This is a genomic window from Nocardia mikamii NBRC 108933 (assembly GCF_001613505.1).
Lineage (GTDB): Bacteria > Actinomycetota > Actinomycetes > Mycobacteriales > Mycobacteriaceae > Nocardia > Nocardia mikamii.
In genome coordinates this window covers 1-21400 of record NZ_BDCM01000030.1, presented here as the reverse complement: position 1 = coordinate 21400, position 21400 = coordinate 1, and the positions used below count along the sequence as shown (strand labels likewise).

Genomic DNA, 21400 nt, shown 5'->3' with positions numbered 1-21400 from the left:
GGCTAGCGGTGAAGGTACTCCTTCGCCAGGCGGGGAAACAGATCGAGCGCGTTTCCGCGGTTGATCGCTGCACGGCCGGTGTCTTCGAGCCCGGGATAGGCGTCGAGTTGGCCGGTGAAATAGCCGACGGCGAGGTCGGGCGCGAATGGCCAGTCGGAGCCGAAGAGGACATGTCCGGGTTCGGCGAAGGCCAGTAGGCTCGGCAGTGCGGCCGGGCTCGCCGATAGGGCGGTATCGAAGTAGAAGCCGGCGAGGTCCGCGAGGGTTTCGAGTGGGTTACGCCCGGTTTCGGCAGTGATCGCGGCGGCGATGCGGTGGGCGGCATAGGGCACGAACCCGCCCGCGTGAGACAAGATGAAGCGGATGTTCGGATAGCGTTGTGGGACACCTCGCAGCACGAGATTGGTTGCAGCGCGGGTGGTGTCGAGGAGGAAGTCGGCCGCGAAGGGCGGGATCCCCGCGACCTCGGGGCCCGGCAGATCCGAGGGGTGCACGAATGCCACGGCGGCCCGCTGATCGAGCTCGGCCATGACCGGTTCGAGGCGTGGATCGCCCAGATAGATTCCGTGCGAGTTCGCAAGCAGCACCACACCATCGGCGTTCAGCTCGTCGTATGCGTGGGCGATCTCCCGCACCGATCCCTCGACGTCGGGCAGCGGGACGGTGGCGAACAACCCGAACCGGTCCGGGTGCTCGCGCACCAGGTCGGCGCCGGTGTCGTTGACTCGCCGCGCCCACACGCGCGCAGGGCCGTCGTCGCCGAGATGGGTACCCGGTGTGGACAGCGACAGGATCGCGGTGGCGATGGAGTGTCGATCCATCAGTGCGAGTGCGGTTTCCGGGCTCCAGTCCGGCAGATCGCGCCCGCCCGGTGCGACGACGCCGTTCTCGCGCAACCAGTCTGCGTAGTCTCGGGGCACGATGTGCTGATGGACATCGACCCGGTCGGCGGTCATCGCATATCCAGGGCGATGTCGACGATCATGTCCTCCTGGCCGCCGATCAGTCCGCGGCGACCTGCTTCGGTCAGCAGCGTCCGGACGTCGACTCCGTATGTCGCGGAGGCCTTTTCGGCGTGGCGGAGGAAGCTGGAATACACGCCGGCGTAGCCGAGGGTCAGTGTCTCGCGATCGACCTGCACCGGGCACTGCATCAGTGGCCGGATCAGGTCGTCGGCGGCGTCGGTGAGCGCATCGAGGTCTGCCGCGTGTTTCCAGCCGGACAGATCGGCGACGGCGACGAAGGCCTCCAGCGGCGTATTGCCCGCTCCCGCACCCAAGCCTGCCAGCGAGGCATCCACGCGGGTCACGCCCTCCTCCACGGCGACGACGCTGTTCGCGACCGACAGAGAGAGGTTCTGATGAGCGTGAATGCCGATCTCGGTGTGCTCGTCGAGCACCTCGCGGTAGGCGCGCACCCGGTCGCGCACACCGTCCATGGTGAGCCGCCCACCGGAGTCGGTGACGTAAACACACTGTGCACCATAGGATTCCATAAGCTTGGCCTGCGCGGCGAGGCCGCCGGGTGTGTTCATGTGGCTCATCATCAGGAATCCGGACACATCCATGCCGAGGTCGCGCGCGTAGGCGATGTGCTGGGCGGCGATGTCGGCCTCGGTGCAATGGGTCGCCACACGCACCGACCGCACGCCGAGATCGAAGGCGCGGCGCAGATCGTCGGTGGTCCCGATGCCCGGCAGCAGCAGGGTGGTGAGCCGCGCATGGGTCAGCGCCTCGGCGGCGGCCCCGAGCCATTCCCAGTCGGTGTGGCTGCCCGGGCCGTAGGTGAGGCTGCTGCCGTGCAGGCCGTCACCATGCGCGACCTCCACGGCATCGACCCCGGCCGCATCCAGCGCGGCCGCGACCGCCGCGACGGTGGCCGGGGTGATGCGGTGCCGCAGCGCGTGCATGCCGTCGCGCAGCGTCACGTCTTGCAGGAAGACTTCTGTCATCACACACTCTCCGAGGTGGTCGAGGCCGCAACCGGCAATGCCGCCACGGCGAGGCGTTCGGCGACTCGCAGCGCCGCTGAGGTCATGATGTCGAGGTTTCCGGCGTAGGCGGGCAGATAGTGGGCCGCGCCCTCGACCTCGAGGAACACCGATACCTGGTGGGTGACGGCGGTGTCGCCGACCAGCGTGCGCAGTGCGGCGTCCGGGGCCAAGGGGGTGATCTGGATGTCCTGCTTGAGCCGGTAGCCGGGCACGTAGGCCGCCACCGCGGCGACCATCGCGTGAATCGATTCCCGTACGGCCACATCGTGTTCCGAATCCGGATCATTGATCAGAGCCAGCACGGTATCGCGCATCATCAGCGGTGGCTCGGCCGGGTTGAGGATGATGATCGCCCGCGCGCCCGCCGCGCCACCGACCACCTCGATGGCGCGCGATGTGGTTTCGGTGAACTCGTCGATGTTCGCCCGTGTGCCGGGCCCGGCGGACTTCGAGGCGATCGAGGCGACGATCTCGGCGTAAGGCACCTCGGTGATCCGGGAGATGGCGGCCACGATCGGAATCGTGGCCTGCCCGCCGCAGGTCACCATGTTCACGTTCGGTGCGTCCAAGTGCTGGTCGAGGTTGACCGCGGGCACCACGAACGGGCCGAGCGCGGCGGGGGTCAAGTCGATCAGGCGCTTGCCGTAGGGCGCGAGCGCGGCCGCATTGGCCCGGTGTGCGCCGGCGGAGGTGGCGTCGAAGATGATGTCGATGTCGCCGAAGTGCGGCATGGCGATCAGGCCATCGACACCGTGTGCGGTGGTGGGCACGCCCAGCCGGTCGGCGCGCGCGAGCCCATCGGAGGCGGGATCGATACCCACCACGGCGGCCATCTCGAGAGTGCCGGACAGGCGCAGCACCTTGAACATCAGGTCGGTTCCGATATTACCCGACCCGACGACGGCGACTTTGGTACGACTCATGATTGCTCCCACGTGAAGTCGACGGCACCGAGTGTCTGTGTGCCACTGAATATCTCGGACCGGACCAGGGCTCCTGGGCGCAACGCCGCCATAGGGCCGAGCGCGCCCGAGAGCACGATCTCACCGGCTCGCAGCGGCTGCCCGAAATCGCGGGCGGTACGAGCCAGCCACGCCAGCGCGTTGAGCGGATCACCCAGACAGGCCGAACCCGTTCCGGTGGAGACGATCTCGCCATCGACGGTCATGTTCATTGCGATCTCGCGCGGCTCGAACTCCTCGAGCGAGAGCCGCTCGGTGCCGAGCACGAACCACCCGCTGGACGCATTGTCGGCGACGGTGTCGGCGAAACTGATGTCCCAGTCGGCAATGCGACTGTCGACGATCTCCAAGGCTGCGACCGCGTACTCCACCGCGCCGCGCACGCTGATGGCGTCCAGCTGCTCGAGGTCGAGATCGGCGCTCAGCACGAACGCCAGCTCGGCCTCCACCTTCGGTTGCAGCAATCGAGGACGTCGCGCCAGCGGCGCGTGCGCGACGTCCATGGTGTCGAACAGGACCCCGAAGTCGGGCTGGTTCACACCCAGTTGCTGCTGCACCGCCGGTGAGGTGAGCCCGATCTTGCGGCCCACGACCCGCTCGCCCGCCGCGAGCCGTCTGCGGGTACCCAGGCTCTGCACTGCGTACGCCGACTCCAGATCCTCGGGTCCGATCAGATCGCGCACCGGTGGGACAGGGACTCCCAGGACAGTGGCACTGTCCAGACGCTGCGCAGCTGCCCGCACCCCCGTTGTCGTAGTCATCGAGCCTCCTCGTAGCGGTGGTTGGAAGGCTCCGCGATCGACGGGTTCGAGCCCGATGGCGTCGGTATCGAATCCGAGATCGCCAGGGCGGAATCTGCCGTGTCCGGACCGGATTCGGCAGGCTCGGCCGCCGTCCCCATGAGTTGCCGGAAGAGTTCTGCGATCAATGGCCCGCCACTGCCTGCCGTGGCGGTGCCGAAGACGAATCTGTCAGGGCGCAACAGCAGCAGTCCCCCGGCGCGGACGCCGGCCTTGGTGAACCATCGGGACAGTGTGCCCGTGTGGTCCTCGATGTCGGCGAAATCCGTACCGCTGGTGCGCCCATCGCCCGGCGAGCCCTGCGGTCGTCCACCGATCGGGTACACAGTGACGAACCGGGCGCCCAGCGCACGCAAGACTGCCAGGTCCTCGCCGCTCAGCGCGGCGCGCGGATCAACGCCGTAGCCGAGGACCGAGAAACCCAAGCCGAGCACGTCATCGAAGCGGCACAGACGGCCGTCGTAGGTCCGTACCTCCGGCTGCGGGGCCAGTGTGCCCTCCACCCCGCGCCATCCACGCCACCCGCGGCGGGGCAAACCCAGGTAAGCACCGTGACGGAATCGCGGACCCGGCTTCATCTTCGCCGCACGGATCCATCCGCCCAGACCGGGCACTCGCAACGCGGTGGTGAGCGCGATATCCCGAGCCCCGGCGACCAGCTTGTTGTCGATGGAGACCAGAGCCTTGTTGAACACCGACAGATCGATCATCGCCTTGGCGTGCGGGGCACGCTCGGATTGGTAGCTGTCCAGAATCCGGTGGTCGGCACCTTGTTTGATGATCGCCGTCAGCTTCCACGACAGGTTGTCCGCATCGCGGACACCGGCATTCATACCCTGCCCGATGAATTGGGGGGTCATGTGAGCGGCGTCGCCGGCGATCAGGATTCGGCCGACCCGCCAGCGCTCGGCGATCACGGCGTTGAAGGTGTAGACCAGCTTGCGCAGCACTTCGACCTCGTCCGGGTCGACATAGCGAGAAATGTGGCGGCGGACGGTGTCCGGGTCCTCCATCTCCTCCTTGGTCTGCGACTCGGTGAGCATGAACTCGAATCGGTGATGCCCGCCCGGTTGCGGACACGACACGATCGGCAACTCGGGGTCGCAGACGAAGTCGAAGTAGGGCAAATGCCGGAAGGCGTCCACGCCGTCTTTCGCCTTCAGGTCCACTACCAGCCAGCGTTCCGGGAAGCTGGTGCCGGTCATATCGATGCCGAGTTTCGTACGCACGACGCTGCGACCACCATCGCAGCCGACGAGGAACTTCGCGTGCACTCGCTCGGCGGTGCGCGGGTCGGGTTCGGTGGCGCGCCTGCCGTAGTCGGTGCCCCGGCATTCGGCATGCTCGACGCTGACACCGTCGGCGTTCTGGTCGAACTCCACCACCTCACGCCCACGCCGCACGGTCACATGCGGGTAGCGCTCGAGGGCACGCTCGAGGGTGTTCTCCAGATACGGCTGGTACAGGAAGTTGACCACCGGCCACCCCAGCCGCCGCTCGGTCTGATGGAACTGCACCAACACCGATCCATCACTTCGCACCCACTGCACGGTCGAATCGATGTTCATGTCCGCAGCGAGTTCCTCTGCCGCACCGGCGGTTTGAAAGACTCGCATGCCCTCGTCGTCGGTATAGACGGCGCGGGCCATCCCGTAGTATTCGGGCTCACGTTCCAGCACCAATACGCTCACCCCGCGCCGACCCAGCAGGTTGGCGAGGGTGAGGCCGGTGGGTCCGAGCCCGACGACCACGACGTCGTAGTCGACAGTGTTCATCTCGTCAGTCCTCCTGCCAGTTCGGGCACGGTGATCTCGGGGGTGGACGCGGTCCGTAGGGCCTGACGGAATTGCGCGAATTTGGCCAGCACTGTCTCTCCCACGGTGGTGTGGCCCCAGATGCTGATCCCCTGATAAGTGGTCGGCTCCCAGGTGGATTCGAGCTCGGGCCCGATCACGATCGGGTTCCAGCCGACCTCCAGCTCGAATCCCGAAGGGGTCACGCAGTAGAAGGACAGCTCACGGTCGTTGGTGTGCTGTCCCACCGACCACTGCATGCGGAATCCCAGATCGGTCACTCGCTGAAACGAGGCGAGCATGTCATCGAGGCTCGCGGACTGAATATTGATGTGCTGCACCCGAGTTCGGATAGGGTCGATCTTGATCCCGCGGATGTTGGCGATAGCGATCGAGTGATGCCGTTCGTTGACGCGCAGGAACCGGATCTTCATCTTCAGTCCGGAGACGTTCTCGTCGATGTAATCACTGAGCCGGGAATCGAAGACCGTCTGATAGTAGCCGCGCATCGCCTCCGGTTCACGGGACACGATCGCCACGTGCCCCATCCCGGCCTCGCCGGTGACCCAGCCGGAGCTGAGCATCCGCAGCGGTTCCGGGGTGGTCACCGGGACCGTGAAAATCTCTTGCGCAATGCCTTTCGGCCCGGCGAAACGCCACAACCGCTCCACACCGCGCAGCGCCGCTTCCTCCTGAGTGCCTTCGTCGATCGGCACGCCCCGGGCGGTGACCCGCGCGATGATGCGGTCGAAGGTCTCGTGATCATCGACCTGCCAACCCAGTGCCGTGACGTCCTCCGCGGGGCCGCGTCGGATGAGAAAGCGGCAGGACCGATCGTCGAGCCGGAAACGCAGCGTGTCCAGGTCGAGGCGTTCCACGTGCATGCCGATGGCGTCCGCGCCGAAGCGCTGCCAATCGGCCATCCAATGAGACTGCACGACAATGTATCCCAGATGCACCGCACCGAATACCGAGCCATCGTTACCGGGACGCAGGAATTGGCTCATGATCACGCCTCGAGAAACGCGGTGGCCAAGGTGTTGAACAGCTCCGCACGTTCCCACTGCACCCAGTGCCCGGTATTCGCGGCGAGGTACAGATCACAGTTCGGCATCGCCTCCGCCAGCATCCGGCCGCCGTCGGGCCGGTTCACCTTGTCGTCGGCACCCCAGATCACCAGCGTGGGCTGGGCGACCTTCTTCAGGCGCGAGTCCCGGGTGAAGTCCATGCGCCACAAGGTGCGCAGCGCCAGCGGGCCGGACGGACGACGCAGCGGCGGATGAGCGATCACTTCGGGGTCGATGCTGGCCCGGAAGCGCTCCTCGATGAGTTCCACCGGCACCGCGGCGCCGTCGAAAACCAGGAACTCACGGATGAACCGGGTGATCTTCTCGCGGCTCGGCCCGCTACCGGGATAGTAGTTCAACAGCTCTTGCAGGCCCGCGGTCGGCAGTGCACGCGTGGTGCCGACACCGCCGGGACCCATCAGGATCATCCTGCCGACCTTTTGCGGTCGATCGATCGCCAGCCGCAGGGCCGCAGCGCCACCGTAGGAGTTGCCGATCAGATGCGCGGAGGCGATCCCGAGTTCGTCCAGCAGTCCGCCGACCGCACGCCCGAGATAGCCGAATGGATCCGACTGATCGACCCACTTCTCCGACCGCCCGTAACCGGGCATGTCCGGAATGATCACCCGGAACCGCTGCGCCAGCGCCTCGACGTTGCGCGAGTAGTTCGACAACCCGGTCGCGCCCGGCCCACCTCCGTGCAACAAAACCACAACCGGACCGGATCCGGTCTCGCTGAAGAAGAGCTCACGCCCGCCGACCCGGACCGTCCGCCCGGTCCCGACACCCTTGTCGATGCTCGTCATCACTACCTCCACGGCTCTATTGATGAAATCATCAGTTACGATCAACGTCCTGTCAAGTAGCAACTGATGAAAACGTCAAAATTCCCCCGACGGGCGGGGACGCATGGGCCTCGTCGATCGCAGACGTCTTCATAATTTGACTGACGACGTCATACATGATGAAATAATCAAAAGATAACTTCATGCGCCGCTGACGTCGCTTCGAATTCACTGTCGAGCGCGCACGCGCATGAAGGGGGACACTGTGGGCAGTCCACCGAGCCGCCACCACCTCGCGGTCGACGATTCGTTCTGGACCTGGCTCGATTCACCGGAAACGCCGATGCATGTCGCGGCATTGGCGATCTTCGAATCCGACGCCGAGCCAGCCGACCTGGCCGCGCGGCGTATCGCGACCGCGTTCCGGAACCGCACCGACATGGAGCCGCGATTCAGAACCCTGATCAGGGCACGCCGTTTCCCACGGCGAGCCCGGCTGCACGCGGCGGACACCGTCGAGATCGACTACCACCTGCTGGAGCACACATTGCCCGCTCCCGGCGGCGAAGACGAACTGGCACAGCTCATTTCCCACCTGCACTCGATGGCGCTCGACGAGCGTCGCCCGATGTGGGAGGTCCACGTGATCGCCGGCCTGCAGCACAGCCGGTTCGCCGTGTACCTCAAGGTCCATCACGCATTGATCAACGGCGTCGACGCGGTACGCCTGCTCGCCCGATCCCTGGCCACCGACGCCGGGTCCCGAATTCCGGATCCGGTGTGGGCGTTGCGCAGGACAGCTCACCCCGGGCCCGACAGTGCCGACAACACGGCACGGCCCAGCCGGTTCCGAGTGCTGATCACATCTTTGCGGGCCGCCGCCCGCTTGTGGAGGGCTGGGCGCACTGATTCACCATTGGTCGGTCCGTTCCAGGCTCCGCGATCGCCCCTCAATTCCGGTGATGTCGCTCCGGATCGTCGCGTCTGCACCGCGTCGATCGAGCTGGACCGGGTCAAGCTGCTGTCGAAGCTGAGCCGCAGCACCGTCAATGACGTCGTGCTGGCAGTCTGCTCCGCCGCACTGCGCCGATATCTGCTCGACATCGGCGGATTGCCCGCAAGCCCGCTGGTGATCGGCTGCCCGACCTCGATCAATGCATCGCCAGGATCGTCGAGGAGTTCGGTGGGCATCATGTTCGTCGACTCGGCCACCGACCAGTCCGATCCCGGCATCCGGCTGTCGGTCATTTCCCGCTCGACCACGGCCGCGAAAGCTCATCTGGCGACCCTGCCACACGAGGCCCTCGTGAGCCACTCGATCCTTGCCATGGCGCCGCACACGCTCCGGCAACTCATCCCCCGCGCGGTCGGGCGCTGCGCGCCGATGTTCAATATGATCATCTCGAACGTCCCAGGCCCGGACCGGCCCCGCTACCTCGCCGGAGCACGGATGGTCGCTCTGTATCCGCTGTCACTATTGTTCAGAGGCGAGGGGCTCAACATCACCGCGGTGTCTTACGACGGGCGGATGCACCTGGGCTTCACCGCGGGCGGGCCCACGCTATCCCAGGTTCATCTCTTCACCCGCTATCTCGAGACCGCGATGGACGAACTCGAAAACCATTACGCCACTGTAATTCCCGATCGCGGCCGTCCCGCGTGAAAGCTACCCCGAGCCAGGAACCGAGCGGCGGTGATGTCATCGATTGTGTATCACGGCGACCGACCGCTCGACCGTGTAGGCGTGCGCCGCGGTGAGCACGCGGGCCTGATCGCCGATGACGGCCGACACCCCCCGCGAGTCCATCAGCTCAACGAGGTGATCGCGACTGCTCGCACCGATCACCAGCGCACCGTGGTACTCGCGGGACGCCGGATTATCATGGGAGACACCGGGAGTCATGTGAGCGAGTGGAGTGTACGGAAGGAACGTGTACGTCCTGAGGTCGCGCGCGCCCGCCGCATCCAGGGCAGGGCCGAGCTCCGCGTGCACGAAGCGACGGAATGCGCGTCCGCTCACACCGCGGCGTCGCCGCAATAACACAGCGGTCCGGTGCAACTCGGCATCGTCATGACCAGCAGTCCACCACCGTCCACCATGCGGGCCGGTCAGGTGACCGAACACGCGCTGGAACACGTTCTGCTCATCGAGGAAGACCCCCCGCATGTGCAACGGCGTGGTCAGGGCAGCGATGGCCAGACTGCGCAACCGCACCTCAGCGAATCCGTCCATTCGCCACGACGGCGCAACCAGGGTTCCCACTCGCGGCGTCGCCGGCCAATACCCGTGGTCGGTGGGCGAAAATTGGCGTTGGATGTACTCAAGGAGGTGCGGATGCTGCTTGACGATCTCAGCATGCGGGCCGGCCCAGTAGGCCGTGGCGACTTCGCGTGGCATGTCGTCACGCAACGACACCGGATACAGCGCCGAGCTCGTGCGAATGCAGTCCGTCATCGTCCACTCTCCTTGTCGGCGAGGGCCAGAACCCCGGCGAATTGTCTGCTGCGGGACAAAGCCTGCACCCTCAGTGTCGACCAGATCCCGCGCAGCATCTCGAGCGCTCGCCACCTCGCTGGAAACACCAGAGTATCGGTACGAGTCACCATGGCCGCGGCCATCGCTGTCCCGATGGACTGCGTGGTGACCTGGCGCTCGCGCAGACGGGGGACCATCTTCTCGTATTCGTGGGCGGCCTCACCGGTCCGGAACGTGCGATGCGGGACGCCGACGCCGGTGTTGACGACCACCGTGTCGTAACCCCCGAATCGGTCCTCGACCGCTGCCAAGGCCGTACAGAGCGAGCCCAGGTCCCGGACGTCGGCTGCAATGACGCGCCCGGCGAGATCTCCGTGCATTTCAGATGCTCCTAATGATGAATCAATCAGCTGTGATCCTAGCATCACATTACGCCTAGCTGATAACCTCATCACACTTGATCGAATGCAGCACAACCGGAAAGGGGTCCGAGATGGCCGCCGGCCTACTGAACGAACCTCTGGAGATCGGTACCATGCGCGTCGAAGGGCGTCTGTATAAGTCGGCGACCAGCGAAACCCGCGCCACCACAGACGGTTTCGTCACTGATGATCTACTGTCCTTCTACGAGCCGATGGCGGCGGCAAGAACGCCGATGATCGTCACCGGCAACCTCTACATCTCGCTTCAAGGCAAATCAGCGGGCAGGCAAGCGGGAATCGACCACAACGACAAGATCCCGGGCCTGCGCGAGTGGGTCGAGGTCGCCCACGCCGGGGGCAGCAAGCTGGTGGCTCAGCTCAATCACGGCGGACGGCAGATCGCGAAGCTCGCCCCGGGCGCGGATCGCATCGTCTCCGCATCCAACGTCCGCGAACCGTTGTACGGGACCAAGCCCTCACCGCTACGGATCGACGAAATCCCCGGTGTCGTCCAGAGTTTCGTCGCGGCCAGCGTCAGGGCGCGAGAGGCCGGCTTCGACGGCGTCCAGATCCACGCGGCCCACGGTTACCTGCTCAGCCAATTCCTCACCCCACATACCAATCGGCGCTCGGACGAATACGGCGGTCCCCTCCACGCACGCGCCCGCCTGCTACTCGAAGTCCTGCACGCCATGCGGGGACTACATGGCGACGACTACCCCATCCTCGTCAAGATGAACGGCACCGACGATCTGCCCCTGCGACGCGGCGCGACGACAACCGAACTGGTCCGAGTCGCACAGTGGCTGCAGGACGGCGGCGCTGACGCCATCGAGATCTCACGCGGCCACTACGAGTCGTGGCCCGGCATGGTCCAGGGCAACTACCGCGGCTTCCTGAAGGCGAGCGTCACCGCCGGAGCCGGCATGCAGTCCCCTCGAATCCGCAAGCTCGCGATCCGAGCCGCCGCCCCGCTGGTCGAACGAGTGGCTCGACACCTGCGTCCTCCCCAGGAGGGGTTCAACCTCTCCTACGCCCGCCGCTTCACCGAGGCGCTCGACATTCCCGTGATCGCGGTCGGCGGCTTCCACACCAAGGAGGCCATGGAGGCGGCCATCAGCAGTCGCAGCGCCGATGCCGTCTCGGCAGCCAGAGCCTTCATCGCCGATCCCTACCTATACCGCGCCGTCACCGGAGACCTGCTCGAACACCCTGTCTGCGGCTACTGCAACGGATGCATCGCCCGGTTCAGCGGATCACGAATCGACTGCTACAGCAACGACATTCGCGCACAACGCGAAACAATGCTGCGCATCGCGCGCACGAATTCCCACCAAGAACAAGGATGAGATATTGAACGAGAACACATTCCGGGCCGCAAGCTCGAGGCGCGCGTTCATCGGCGGCGCGGCAGCGGCGGGACTCGCTGCCGTCCTGGCATCTCATCTGCCCATGGCGGCCGCTGACACCCCAACGGGCGGACAGGTCAAACTGGTGTGCGTCCTCCGCCGTCGACTGGACATGACGCCCGACCAGTTCAACGACTACTGGCTCAATGTCCACGCACCCATCGCCATCAAGGCCCTCACAACCCTCGGCGCGACCCGCTACATCCAAAGTCACACGATAGACACAGCCCTCAACACCACCATCGCCGCGTCCCACAACACTGGCCCAGCCTACGACGGCATCACCGAAGTCTGGTTCCCCTCCGAACAAGAACTGATCGCTGCGATCGCCACCCCCGCCGGGATACAGGCCAACCAAACGCTGGCCGACAACGAGAAGGAGTTCGTCGACCTGCCCCGTTCTTCATACTTCATGACCAAGGAGTACGTAATGATCGGCTAGCCACTGGAGCCACTCGACAACGAACGGTTGCAGCGCTTCGCCGATCCCGAAGGCATTCACGATCAATCGACACCGAGCAAGTTCCTCGCCACCAGATCAAGAACACGAACTGTGGCGGACTCTCGCCGCTCGTCGGCAGGGAGAGTTCCAGGGCTGATTGAACCCGACCTCCGCCACATCCTGCGATCAGAGGGGTAGCACCCAGCGCTCGCAATGATCGCAGCACGGGTTCGCAGTTCATGATGATCCGCAGTACCTGGACCCGACGAGCCAGGAATATCGAGCGGAGGTCATCGACGTCGTTACGCGTTGGCTCACAACAGGTTCCGGATCACGGTAGTTGCAGTTCTCGAAGCTGTCGAACCTGGGGTCGGTGTGTCTGCGATCCTTTTCTGCCGAAAGCGGGCCGTTCCCGGAACGCCTGCTTCCACGGACTGCCAGTCGGAGGGGCGGGGAGCTCGTTTCGGTGGCCTCGCTGCCAACGCGATTGGGCAGTCGCTCCTACCCGAGTAGGAAACGACTCCCGTCCGCGGGTGGTGTTCCGGGTACGAACAGGCTCATTACTGTCGAGGCCATGGTGGGGACTACGAGAGCCGGCGCTGCAGTAGCGTTCTGGCGTGTGACCGGTCCAGGGGTGCGTTTTTTGGCACCTGTGAACCCGTGGTGGGTAGTGCTCGAAACAACGGGCCGCAAAAGCGGATTGCCGCGGCGCCGGCCACTGGTACGCGGACCGATGGACGGCAACAGCATGCTGTTGCTCGGCCTTCACGGTCGTCGGACGGACTGGGTGCGCAACATCGAAGCGGACCCGACTGTGCGCCTGCGGGTCTGGTTCCGATGGCGTACAGGGCGCGCGACAGTTGGCGCATTGACCGCCGAGGATCTGGCTCGGTTCAACGCCTATGCCCGCGCGGCGGCAACAACCTTCAAGATCGAGGACGATCCTGGGACATCGACGGGGTCCGCGACGATGTCCGCGACTATGTGGTGGAGCATCTCGGCGACCCGGACGGTGTCCTGATCTGCGACGAGACCGGATTTTTGAAAAAGGGCCTCAAGTCCGCCGGCGTGCAGCGCCAATACTCCGGCACGGCCGGGCGGACGGAGAACTCGCAGATCGGCACGTTCCTGGCCTACGCGTCGAAACACGGGCACGCGTTGATCGATCGGGAGTTGTATATCCCGCAGTCCTGGATCGAGGACCGTGACCGTTGCCGCGCGGCGGGTATTCCCGATGACGTCGAGTTCGCGACCAAGCCGCGGCAGGCGATGGCGATGCTGGCCCGGGCCCTCGAAGCCGGGGTTCCGTTCCGGTGGTTCACCGCCGACGAAGCCTATGGGCAGGTCAAATACCTGCGGGTCTGGCTCGAACAACACGACGTCGCGCACGTGATGGCCACGCGCCGCAACGACACCCTCATCGCCACCGAGTGCGGCGAGGACCGCGCCGACACCCTGATCGCGGGCTTGCCGGCGCGGGCGTGGCAGCGGTTGTCTGTCGGCGCGGGAGCGCACGGACCTCGCGAATACGACTGGGCGCGTCTGCCGATCCGTATCGAGTGGATGCCCGGCCGCGGTCACTGGGTGCTGGCCCGGCGTTCGATCAGCGACCCTGAGCAGATCGCCTACTACGTCTGCTACGGGCCTCGCCGCTCCACCCTGACCGACCTCGCCTGGGTCGCAGGGTCACGCTGGCACATCGAGGAAGCGTTCCAGCAGGGGAAAAACGAAGCTGGACTCGACCACTACCAGGTCCGGTCCTTCCGGCCATGGTATGCCCACATCACCTTGTCCATGCTCGCCCTGGCCTGGCTCGCCGCATCCAAAGCCGTTGCCACAAAGGGGGACTCGGAGTTCATGACGAAGGCATGATCGCCTTCACGCTACCGGAGATCCGGCGCCTGCTCACCCTCCTGGTCCTGCATCACAGACACTCCGCCGATCATGTCTGGGCATGGTCGAGCTGGCGCCGCCGCCGACAACACCAAGCCCGACTCGGCCACTACCGACGCCGAGACCGACCACTCACCTAACTGCCGTTGCAGTACTAGGTATACGGACGGGGCTGGCGCCGAGTGACTCCTCGTACTACCTCCTGACGCTTACCACACACGCGAGGTGCGCCGATTGGACCCCGCCACCAAGATTTCCCCAAACTTTCCAGACCGCCACGTTCGACGTCCATGCACAACCACGCAGGTTGCGCTCGGGTGTCCGCCTGCTTTACTTGATCCCAGAACCTGTTCCCTGCGTTGAGATCTGGAACCCAACCTGCGCCTTCGCTAGCACTCTCCATCAGCGGGTTCGGGGTTCGAGTCCCTGATGGCGCACTTACTTCCCAGGTCAGACCATCGATTCGGGACCTGCATCTCTGCACCGGCGTAGATTCACCAAAAATACGCCAAGAACTCAGCACCACAACCAGCAGCGGTGCCCCCTACCCTGCCTTCGGCGCCGCCGCCAATCCGGCGCGCCGGTCCTGCGACAGGACTTCGTGCCGCTGATTCGAAGACGGCAGCAGCGATCGAATTTTTTCTTGGTGGAGCCGGTGCTGATGACGCTGATCGACGTGGCGAGGAGGCACGGCGTCACAGAAAGTGAACTGTTGCAGCTGAACGCATGGAGACGGTTGTGGCAGTCTGCGAGAGTGGATCTCGATGATCCACACCCGACGAACGTCCGTCCTAGCTCAGTGGATGACTCGCGTTAGCCACCGAGATCGCTCAGCCGATCCAGGAAACCTGCCGGTTAACACCCACCTACCTGAGCCGGCCGGCCCGCGCCGGTCGGATCCGCCCAGCGTGAGCCGCTGGTGCCGGGTCCGGAAAGCAAGGAAGCCCGCACCATCGGTGCGGGCTTCACTCTCTGTCGGCTCTAGATGGCGCGGACGCTCTGGGCCTGCGGGCCCTTCTGGCCTTGGCCGACCTCGAACTCGACTCGCTGGCCCTCATCCAGGGACTTGAAGCCGGAGCCGGAAATCTCGGAGTAGTGGACGAAAACGTCGGGGCCGCCCTCATCCTGGGCGATGAACCCGAAGCCCTTTTCGCCGTTGAACCACTTCACGGTGCCTTGTGACATGTACTTTTCGTAACTTCCTGTTGCGAGCCGGGCGATCACTGCAACAACCCGTACCCGGCTTCCACCATGCCACACCCCGCGACCCAGCGGGAGGGCCCGCCGACGCGGACCCAAAAAAGCTGTAGCGGCGACAGTAGACATCCATCGAATACTGCGGTAGCTTCTGTCTCGTTGGTAGCGAAGAAAGTGTCCAGATTGCACGGGAGATGATGAACTGCCCGTGAGAGGGAAGACGGCGGGTGCGGCTGCGGGACCAGCGAGTACGACGGTCTCGCCGCCCGCCGGGCAAGAAATGAGAAGTGCAAGGGAAGTTGAAGTAACCCCGTGAGGAGAAGGGAGGAGTTGCCCGTCGGGTCACTCGGAAGTACATGTGGTCCGTGTGATCTCCGACGCTTCGGTTACATGTCGGAAGACGAAAGTACATTCCCCCCTTTCAGCGCCCCGGTGTCCCATGGCACCGGGGCGCTTCGGCGTATGGAGGCCGCACGATTTCTGAATCACCCACCGCGAACGAGAAGTTCGACGACGACGACTACCCCGCCTACACGATGGGCCGGGCCGCGGACATGCTCGGCACCACCCAAGCGTTCCTGCGCACCCTGGACGAGGCGAAACTCATCACCCCCCAACGCTCCGACGGCGGGCACCGCCGCTACTCGCGCTACCAGCTGCGTATCGCCGCCCGCGCCCGCGAACTCGTCGACCAAGGCACCCCCCTCGAGGCGGCCTGCCGGATCATCATCCTCGAAGACCAGCTCGCCGAAGCCCTCGAACTCAACGCCAAACTCACCCAACAAGACTGACCCCGGCCGACCTCACGGCATGGTCCCGGGCTGTGGCACCGGGAGTGCAGCCCAGGCCGACAGGATGGGCGCCCTGCAGCCGGTGGAATAGTTCGCCGACCTACCGGGTTGTATGCGCTGTCGGCGTCCGGACAGCCCCGGGCCGCACCCCATCCGTCGCTTCGAGCGACCACTCGCCGAGAGGCGCATGTTGGACGTCGACTCACCAACACCAACGCCGCCAGGTATCACCTGGCGGCGTTTCGGCGTGTCCCAGCAGGGACAGGATCAGTGGGCGGTCGCGTTGATGCGGTCGGTGACCGCGCCGGTGAAGTCGGTGGGGTCGTAGGTCTCAGCGAACGGTGCTCCGCCGTCGGGCAGGACGGCGTCGAGGCCCCACAACGGGATCGGCGCGGCGCGGCCGCGCAGCCAGTCAAGCAGGTATTCGGTGACGGTGCCGGAGTAGAAGCCCCAGTCGAGTTTGTCGATGTCGGTGAACACCAGCGTCCACCGCGCCGGGTCGGGGTCATGGGCGTCCCACAGGCAGTAGTCGCCGCCGAAGGAACCGCCCCACTGGACCAATGTTGCCGGATCGATCGACACCCCGGCTGGAATCTCGGCCGGTGGTTCGCCGAATTCTGTGTCGGCGAGAGGTTCTCGCGCGGCGAGGGTGACCTCGGCCAGATCCAGCCACGGGCTCTCGGCGGGCCGGTACAGGCGCAGCGCGTTGCAGAACCGCACATCCCCGTACACGCCGAGCAGCGTCTTGAAATCGTCCGGGAGCGCGGTCACGCCCAGTCGCTGCTCCACCGTGGTCCAGTCGAAGGAGCGGCCGGCGCCCGCTGGTGGCGGGAGCAGTGTCGTGAGCTCGTCGAGTGCGGTCATCGTGCCCGTTCTTCCCTTCGCCGTATGTCAGAAGTTCTGCACGTAGGTCGGTGGCAGGTTCCAGCCCTGGTCGCCCCACGCCTGAAGAAGGTAGTAGTCGGGGATGACTTTGTCGTCGGTGTAGATCGGCACCTTGATGTAGGTGACGTTCTGCGCCGGCACCCCGGCCGCCTGGCCTTGGACGACCTGGCCGAGATACCGCTCGTAGACGCGCATCGCGCCAGTATTGGTGGACCCAAGTTCCGGGGCGAGGAACTGCGGGACGTTGCCGGGCCCGCCGTACTGGTTGGGCCACAAATGTCCTCGCTGGTAGGGGATGGTGGCGCCGGGCACGTTGATGGTCGGCACACCGGTGCGCGGGCTCTTGGCGCCGGCGGCGTCGAGATAGCCGTAGGAGCCGGTCGGGCGGCCGAGCGTGTCGAGCGGGCCCGCGATCGCGCGGGTGTTTCCTGGTCCGGCGTAGAGGGCGGGACCGGAGTTACTGGTCGCGCCGCTGCCGGTCAGGTCGGGGAGCCGGTAGATCTGGCCGTTGCCTGAATTCGACGGTGTCGGTACCGCTTTGGCCACATCCAACAGCCGCGGCGCGGACGCGAAGAATTCCTGCTGCGTGCTGGTCATGCCGGGCTGACCGGCCGGGGTGTTGAGTCCTGGTGCTTGCAGCGGTTCGTTCGGGGCTGGGGTGAACCGCGGATTCGTTGCCGCGCTACCAGGTAACGGTGACGGCGCCTTGAGCGTGGCTCCAGCGGCGGTGGCCGGGTTGTAGGCGGTGCCAGGCCGGATCGTCGGCGGCGACAGGATCTGCGACGGGCGCACCGGAACTGGCAACGGCTGACCCACCACCGGTGCCGCGGGCGCGGCCGGCGACGCCTTCAACCCCGGCGCACCCCCACCCGGCGGCAACGCCGGAGGAGCCGGAACCTTCGGCGCCGGCGCCGGCGACGGAGCCGGAGCAGGCCCCGGGGTGGGCGCAGGTGAGCCAGGCGGTGGCGCCGGTGCCGGGTTCGGTGTATTCGGCGGTGGTGCGCCGCCGACCTGAGGTACGTCGTGGCCTTGCGAACGGCATTGCTGGGCTTGCGCATCCAGCTGCGCGGCCTCGGCGTTACCGCGGTCGGCCTCGGCGTTGTAGGCGGCGACCGCGGCCTGATCATTCGGATTGGGCGGGTTCGCGTTGTGGACCGCCGCCGCCTGATTGTGCGCCTCGATCTGAGCGACCAAGGCATCGCAATCGACCGTATCCGCGACCGCCGACGGCGCCAGCAGACCGGCCACCGCGGCCAGCCACACCAGCACGATGATGAACGCGCGCGCGAAACGCACAGGCAATGAAGACATTTGGTTCCCCCCAAATTCCCCCGAACTTCGTGCCGCCAGCCAAACAGACCGCCGCACGACCGGTCAAGAGCCGCACCAAATCGTTACCGGGCGCGGGCTCTCGCGGGCCCGGGACCGATCCCCGTGTTAGTGACCGCGTCAGGCCGCAGTCAGTGCGCTGTTAGCAAGGCCGGACACAGTAGATCCATCGAACACGACAGCCCCGGCCATCGCCCCGGTGACGGGAAGTGCCACAACAGATTTCGAAGGAGACCACTATGTCCGCCGCTCTCGCCCTGGCCGCCCAGGACCAGCTCACCCGTGCGCACCACCGCCTACGGAGCGGTCTCCCTGCTGCAGCACGACGCCTGAAACATGGTTGGCGGGTCAGACGATAGCCTTGAGACGCGGCAAGAGGTGCGAGAACCCGGGAGGATGCCATGAACAAGCTTGAGCACGCTGGGAACGGTCTTGTCGCTGATGGATCTGCCTCAGACCTTGTCGCACTGCGTGCACAGGATCTGCTAGTGGATAGCCGAACCTCGGCCCGGAAGGTTGGAGCTTAGGGTGGCCGAACTCAGCTTCAACACCCTGCGAACCTGGAACGGCGAACAGAGCCGAGCTTTTGAAGAACTCTCCTACCAGCTGCTGAAGGACCAGGTTCCCACAGGGACACACGCAATCCGAACTGGCAACCCCGACGGTGGGGTTGAATGGTACGCCACACTTCCCGATGGTACCGAGTGGGGCTGGCAGGCGAAACACGTATCAGGCATCGACGCTCTCCTGACCGCTATGACGGACTCCGTTAAGCGGGTTGCCAAAGAGCGCACCGACCTCCGCAAACTAACATTTGCAATATCATGGAATCTATCGACTGGTACCAGTGGCGGTGAACGGAAGTCGCAGCGACAGAAATATCTGGACAAGGTAGGAACTTGGAAGAAGGAAATAAAGGGGGCTGATAAGATTGAGTTCTGCCTCAAGCAAGAGAGCGATCTCCTAGACGAACTGGCAAAGCCAGAACACCGGGGCCGTCGCTGGTTTTGGTGGGACCAAGTTGTCCTAGGTTCGGATTGGCTAAAAGAGCGGTATCGGGAGCAAGTAGACGCTGCAACCGAGAAGTATCGGCCCGATCTTCAGATCGACATTCCAATTCAAGATGACCTTCTAGCGCTCGGATTCGATCAGTCCATTGTCGATGCCTTTGACCACTTACGGCGTAGTATCGCATCCAACGCAGCGCACGTAGATCTCTGGTCCAAACACGAAGACGAGGCCATTACGTCGAAGGTGAGCTCGCTGCGCGACGCTTCCGGTCGTTTGAGGGCTGTCGCCGAGTTGCTCGATCTCCAAGCCGGGGACGATAACGCCACTCTGGGACCACTCCTTTTGGAGATGGAAAAATTCCGCGCCGACTTTATTCTGCTATATGAGCATCTCCAGCAAGCCGACCAACAATGGCGCGATTTGCCGAAGGAAGAACAATCGGAGGTCAAGAAGCCTTCGGAGCTGATAAGTTTAAGAGGTGCCTATAAGCTGCGTGCTGCGATAGATGACCTTGACTATTGGCTCAAGTCCACGACTGGAAGGTCCTTCCTCAATCGAGCGTACTTCTTGACCGGACAGGCGGGTGCTGGGAAGACGCATCTGCTGCTCGACGCAACTCGGCGGGCGCTCGACGCTGACCGACCTGCTGTGTTCCTTGCTGGAGCGCAATTTGGTCGAGGTGACCTGTGGATCAGTATCGCTGACCAACTCGGTCTCCCTGCGCACGGATCAGACGTACTGCTCAATGCGATGGATACTGCCGGCGAAGCAGCATCAACAACGGGTCGGCGCTTTGTTGTCTTCATCGATGCGCTGAACGACACGACGCCGCCAGATTTTTGGCGCACCTCTTTACCGCGGTTGCGGGCCGCCATCTCTCGGTACCCACACGTGGCTCTAGCCGTTAGTTGCAGGGATACGTATCGGGAAGTTGTCTGCGATGATATCGAAAGCTCCCGTTATGTGAATCAGCAACACCCCGGCTTTGCCGAGCGGGAAGTCGAGGCGGCGCAGAGGTACTTCGATCATTACCATCTCGAAGCACCGAAGATTCCGCTGTTAACACCTGAATTCACGCTTCCGTTGTTCTTACGCCTCTATTGTGAAAGCCTTGCTTCGACCGACTCGCCTCCACCGTTAGCCGGTCATCAAGGTCGCATTGAGATATTCGAACGATATCTCAATGCTAAAGTTTCGACTGTTTCGCGGCGCCTGCGACCAACCGCCACGTCGGGATATGAGCTCAGCTCGGCCAGATCCCAGGTCATCCAAGTGCTTGACGCCATCCTCGATGAGCTGTCGCGAGTGGGCCAAGAAGCCATGAGCCTGGCTGCCGTTGAGCCAGTTGTTCGCGCAGTCGTGCAAGAATCAAGCGACGATCCCATTCGTATCCTTGGCCTCCTTCAGGAAGAAGGCGTGCTGACCCGAGAGAAAATGTACCTCGGTGATGGAAACTTCGAAGAGGGCATCCGAATTGTCTTCCAAGCCTTTTCTGATTTCTTGCTCTTGAAGCGCCGTGTGGCTCTGTCAGCGGACCCATTGCACGATTTGCAACTACGAGAATGGCTCGGGAGCGAGTGCAGCTTCGGAATCCGGGAGGCTGCCACCGTCTTCTTCCCGGAGGAATACAAGGTCGAGCTGCCAGATCTTTTGGGACTCCAGATGAGGAGCGACCCTGATGACGACGACGCGGACGATGGCATCGACTGGCGGGTGCGGTGGGTTTACAGCACGCTTGTGGAAACGTTGCCATATCGCCGGTCCGAGGCAATTACTCAACGTACGATAGACCTGCTGAACGATGCACAACTTTGCATCACCCGTGCTGAACTCTATCGCGCTTTATTCATCCTGGCGCCCCAACCTGGAAATAGGTTGAACGCGTTCGGGTTGCACAAGTATCTGACCGACAGACGAATGCCAGAGCGTGACAGTGACTTTGGCATTGCAACTTACGACGAGTTGATGGACGCCTTCGGTCCCGTAGCTCGCCTCGCCCGCTGGGCGGCGGCTGGGCCGTATTTGAGCTACTCGGCTGAAGTTGTCGAACTTGCCGCGATCCCGCTCTGCTGGCTCCTGTCCTCGCCCAATCGGTTCATGCGTGACTGGGTCACCAAGGCGCTCGTCCAGCTTCTCCATGGGCAT

General features: G+C 64.4%; 18 protein-coding genes and 1 pseudogene. 7 read left to right on the top strand and 12 right to left on the bottom strand.

All coding sequences use genetic code 11. The features are described from left to right. Positions 1 to 2: 2 nt before the first annotated feature. The 7 genes from NMI01S_RS33190 to NMI01S_RS33160 are packed head-to-tail and all read right to left on the bottom strand — an operon-like array spanning position 3 to position 7421. Positions 3 to 956, bottom strand: a complete 954-nt coding sequence (locus tag NMI01S_RS33190; RefSeq protein WP_063002701.1) for an amidohydrolase family protein — start codon at positions 954 to 956, stop codon at positions 3 to 5. After that, positions 953 to 1951 carry a 4-hydroxy-2-oxovalerate aldolase gene (gene dmpG / locus NMI01S_RS33185; protein WP_439955931.1) on the bottom strand — a complete coding sequence of 333 codons (999 nt, stop codon included), beginning with the start codon at positions 1949 to 1951 and terminating at the stop codon, positions 953 to 955. Before dmpG ends, NMI01S_RS33190 begins: the two co-directional genes overlap by 4 nt. Continuing rightward, positions 1951 to 2916, bottom strand: a complete 966-nt coding sequence (locus tag NMI01S_RS33180) for an acetaldehyde dehydrogenase (acetylating) (RefSeq protein WP_063002699.1) — start codon at positions 2914 to 2916, stop codon at positions 1951 to 1953. The genes dmpG and NMI01S_RS33180 overlap by 1 nt, the downstream gene beginning before the upstream one ends. Continuing rightward, positions 2913 to 3716, bottom strand: a complete 804-nt coding sequence (locus tag NMI01S_RS33175; RefSeq protein WP_063002698.1) for a 2-keto-4-pentenoate hydratase — start codon at positions 3714 to 3716, stop codon at positions 2913 to 2915. The genes NMI01S_RS33180 and NMI01S_RS33175 overlap by 4 nt, the downstream gene beginning before the upstream one ends. Beyond that, a complete protein-coding gene (gene mhpA / locus NMI01S_RS33170; RefSeq protein ID WP_084513472.1) occupies positions 3713 to 5530 on the bottom strand; it encodes a bifunctional 3-(3-hydroxy-phenyl)propionate/3-hydroxycinnamic acid hydroxylase MhpA in 1818 nt (605 codons plus the stop codon). The genes NMI01S_RS33175 and mhpA overlap by 4 nt, the downstream gene beginning before the upstream one ends. After that, positions 5527 to 6555, bottom strand: coding sequence for a VOC family protein (locus NMI01S_RS33165; protein ID WP_063002737.1), 1029 nt, complete (start codon positions 6553 to 6555; stop codon positions 5527 to 5529). Before NMI01S_RS33165 ends, mhpA begins: the two co-directional genes overlap by 4 nt. Positions 6556 to 6557: 2 nt before the next feature. Continuing rightward, positions 6558 to 7421, bottom strand: coding sequence for an alpha/beta fold hydrolase (locus NMI01S_RS33160; protein WP_063002736.1), 864 nt, complete (start codon positions 7419 to 7421; stop codon positions 6558 to 6560). A 244-nt stretch (positions 7422 to 7665) separates the two neighbouring features. Here NMI01S_RS33160 and NMI01S_RS33155 point away from each other — a divergent pair, with 244 nt between their 5' ends. Beyond that, on the top strand, positions 7666 to 9063 hold the full coding sequence (locus NMI01S_RS33155; RefSeq protein ID WP_167669985.1) for a wax ester/triacylglycerol synthase family O-acyltransferase: 1398 nt from the start codon (positions 7666 to 7668) through the stop codon (positions 9061 to 9063). Positions 9064 to 9099: 36 nt separating this feature from the next. Here NMI01S_RS33155 and NMI01S_RS33150 read toward each other — a convergent pair whose 3' ends face one another. Both NMI01S_RS33150 and NMI01S_RS33145 read right to left on the bottom strand, forming a co-directional pair. Further along, a complete protein-coding gene (locus NMI01S_RS33150) occupies positions 9100 to 9810 on the bottom strand; it encodes a hypothetical protein (protein WP_157104108.1) in 711 nt (236 codons plus the stop codon). Positions 9811 to 9851: 41 nt separating this feature from the next. Continuing rightward, positions 9852 to 10256, bottom strand: coding sequence for a hypothetical protein (locus NMI01S_RS33145; protein WP_063002695.1), 405 nt, complete (start codon positions 10254 to 10256; stop codon positions 9852 to 9854). Positions 10257 to 10369: 113 nt separating this feature from the next. On the opposite strand from NMI01S_RS33145, the gene NMI01S_RS33140 reads away from it, so the two are divergent. The 4 genes and pseudogenes from NMI01S_RS33140 to NMI01S_RS33130 form a co-directional block, all read left to right on the top strand. Next, a complete protein-coding gene (locus NMI01S_RS33140; protein ID WP_063002694.1) occupies positions 10370 to 11647 on the top strand; it encodes an NADH:flavin oxidoreductase in 1278 nt (425 codons plus the stop codon). Positions 11648 to 11651: 4 nt separating this feature from the next. Beyond that, positions 11652 to 12149 (top strand): EthD domain-containing protein, encoded by a 498-nt coding sequence (locus tag NMI01S_RS35245; protein ID WP_167669984.1) that lies wholly within the window; start codon positions 11652 to 11654, stop codon positions 12147 to 12149. Between the two features lie 574 nt (positions 12150 to 12723). Then, the gene (locus NMI01S_RS34605) at positions 12724 to 13170 is read left to right on the top strand and encodes a nitroreductase/quinone reductase family protein (RefSeq protein WP_084513481.1); all 447 of its coding nucleotides are present in this window, start codon (positions 12724 to 12726) and stop codon (positions 13168 to 13170) included. Further along, positions 13092 to 14021: pseudogene (locus tag NMI01S_RS33130) on the top strand (IS701 family transposase); the annotation flags it as partial. The gene NMI01S_RS34605 and the pseudogene NMI01S_RS33130, both read left to right, overlap by 79 nt. A gap of 1002 nt (positions 14022 to 15023) precedes the next feature. On the opposite strand, the gene NMI01S_RS33125 reads toward NMI01S_RS33130, so the two are convergent. After that, on the bottom strand, positions 15024 to 15227 hold the full coding sequence (locus NMI01S_RS33125) for a cold-shock protein (protein WP_030518586.1): 204 nt from the start codon (positions 15225 to 15227) through the stop codon (positions 15024 to 15026). Positions 15228 to 15775: 548 nt separating this feature from the next. On the opposite strand from NMI01S_RS33125, the gene NMI01S_RS33120 reads away from it, so the two are divergent. Further along, positions 15776 to 16030: a MerR family transcriptional regulator gene (locus tag NMI01S_RS33120; protein WP_063002692.1), complete on the top strand. Its 255-nt coding sequence runs from the start codon at positions 15776 to 15778 to the stop codon at positions 16028 to 16030. Between the two features lie 267 nt (positions 16031 to 16297). Here the strand turns inward: NMI01S_RS33120 and NMI01S_RS33115 are convergent, their stop codons facing one another. Both NMI01S_RS33115 and NMI01S_RS35590 read right to left on the bottom strand, forming a co-directional pair. Then, positions 16298 to 16894, bottom strand: coding sequence for an SMI1/KNR4 family protein (locus tag NMI01S_RS33115; protein WP_063002691.1), 597 nt, complete (start codon positions 16892 to 16894; stop codon positions 16298 to 16300). A gap of 27 nt (positions 16895 to 16921) precedes the next feature. Beyond that, positions 16922 to 18226 carry a DNA/RNA non-specific endonuclease gene (locus tag NMI01S_RS35590; protein WP_146102187.1) on the bottom strand — a complete coding sequence of 435 codons (1305 nt, stop codon included), beginning with the start codon at positions 18224 to 18226 and terminating at the stop codon, positions 16922 to 16924. A 546-nt stretch (positions 18227 to 18772) separates the two neighbouring features. Here NMI01S_RS35590 and NMI01S_RS35240 point away from each other — a divergent pair. Beyond that, the coding region (locus NMI01S_RS35240) for an ATP-binding protein (protein ID WP_157126508.1) at positions 18773 to 21400 on the top strand (2628 nt) is incomplete at its 3' end.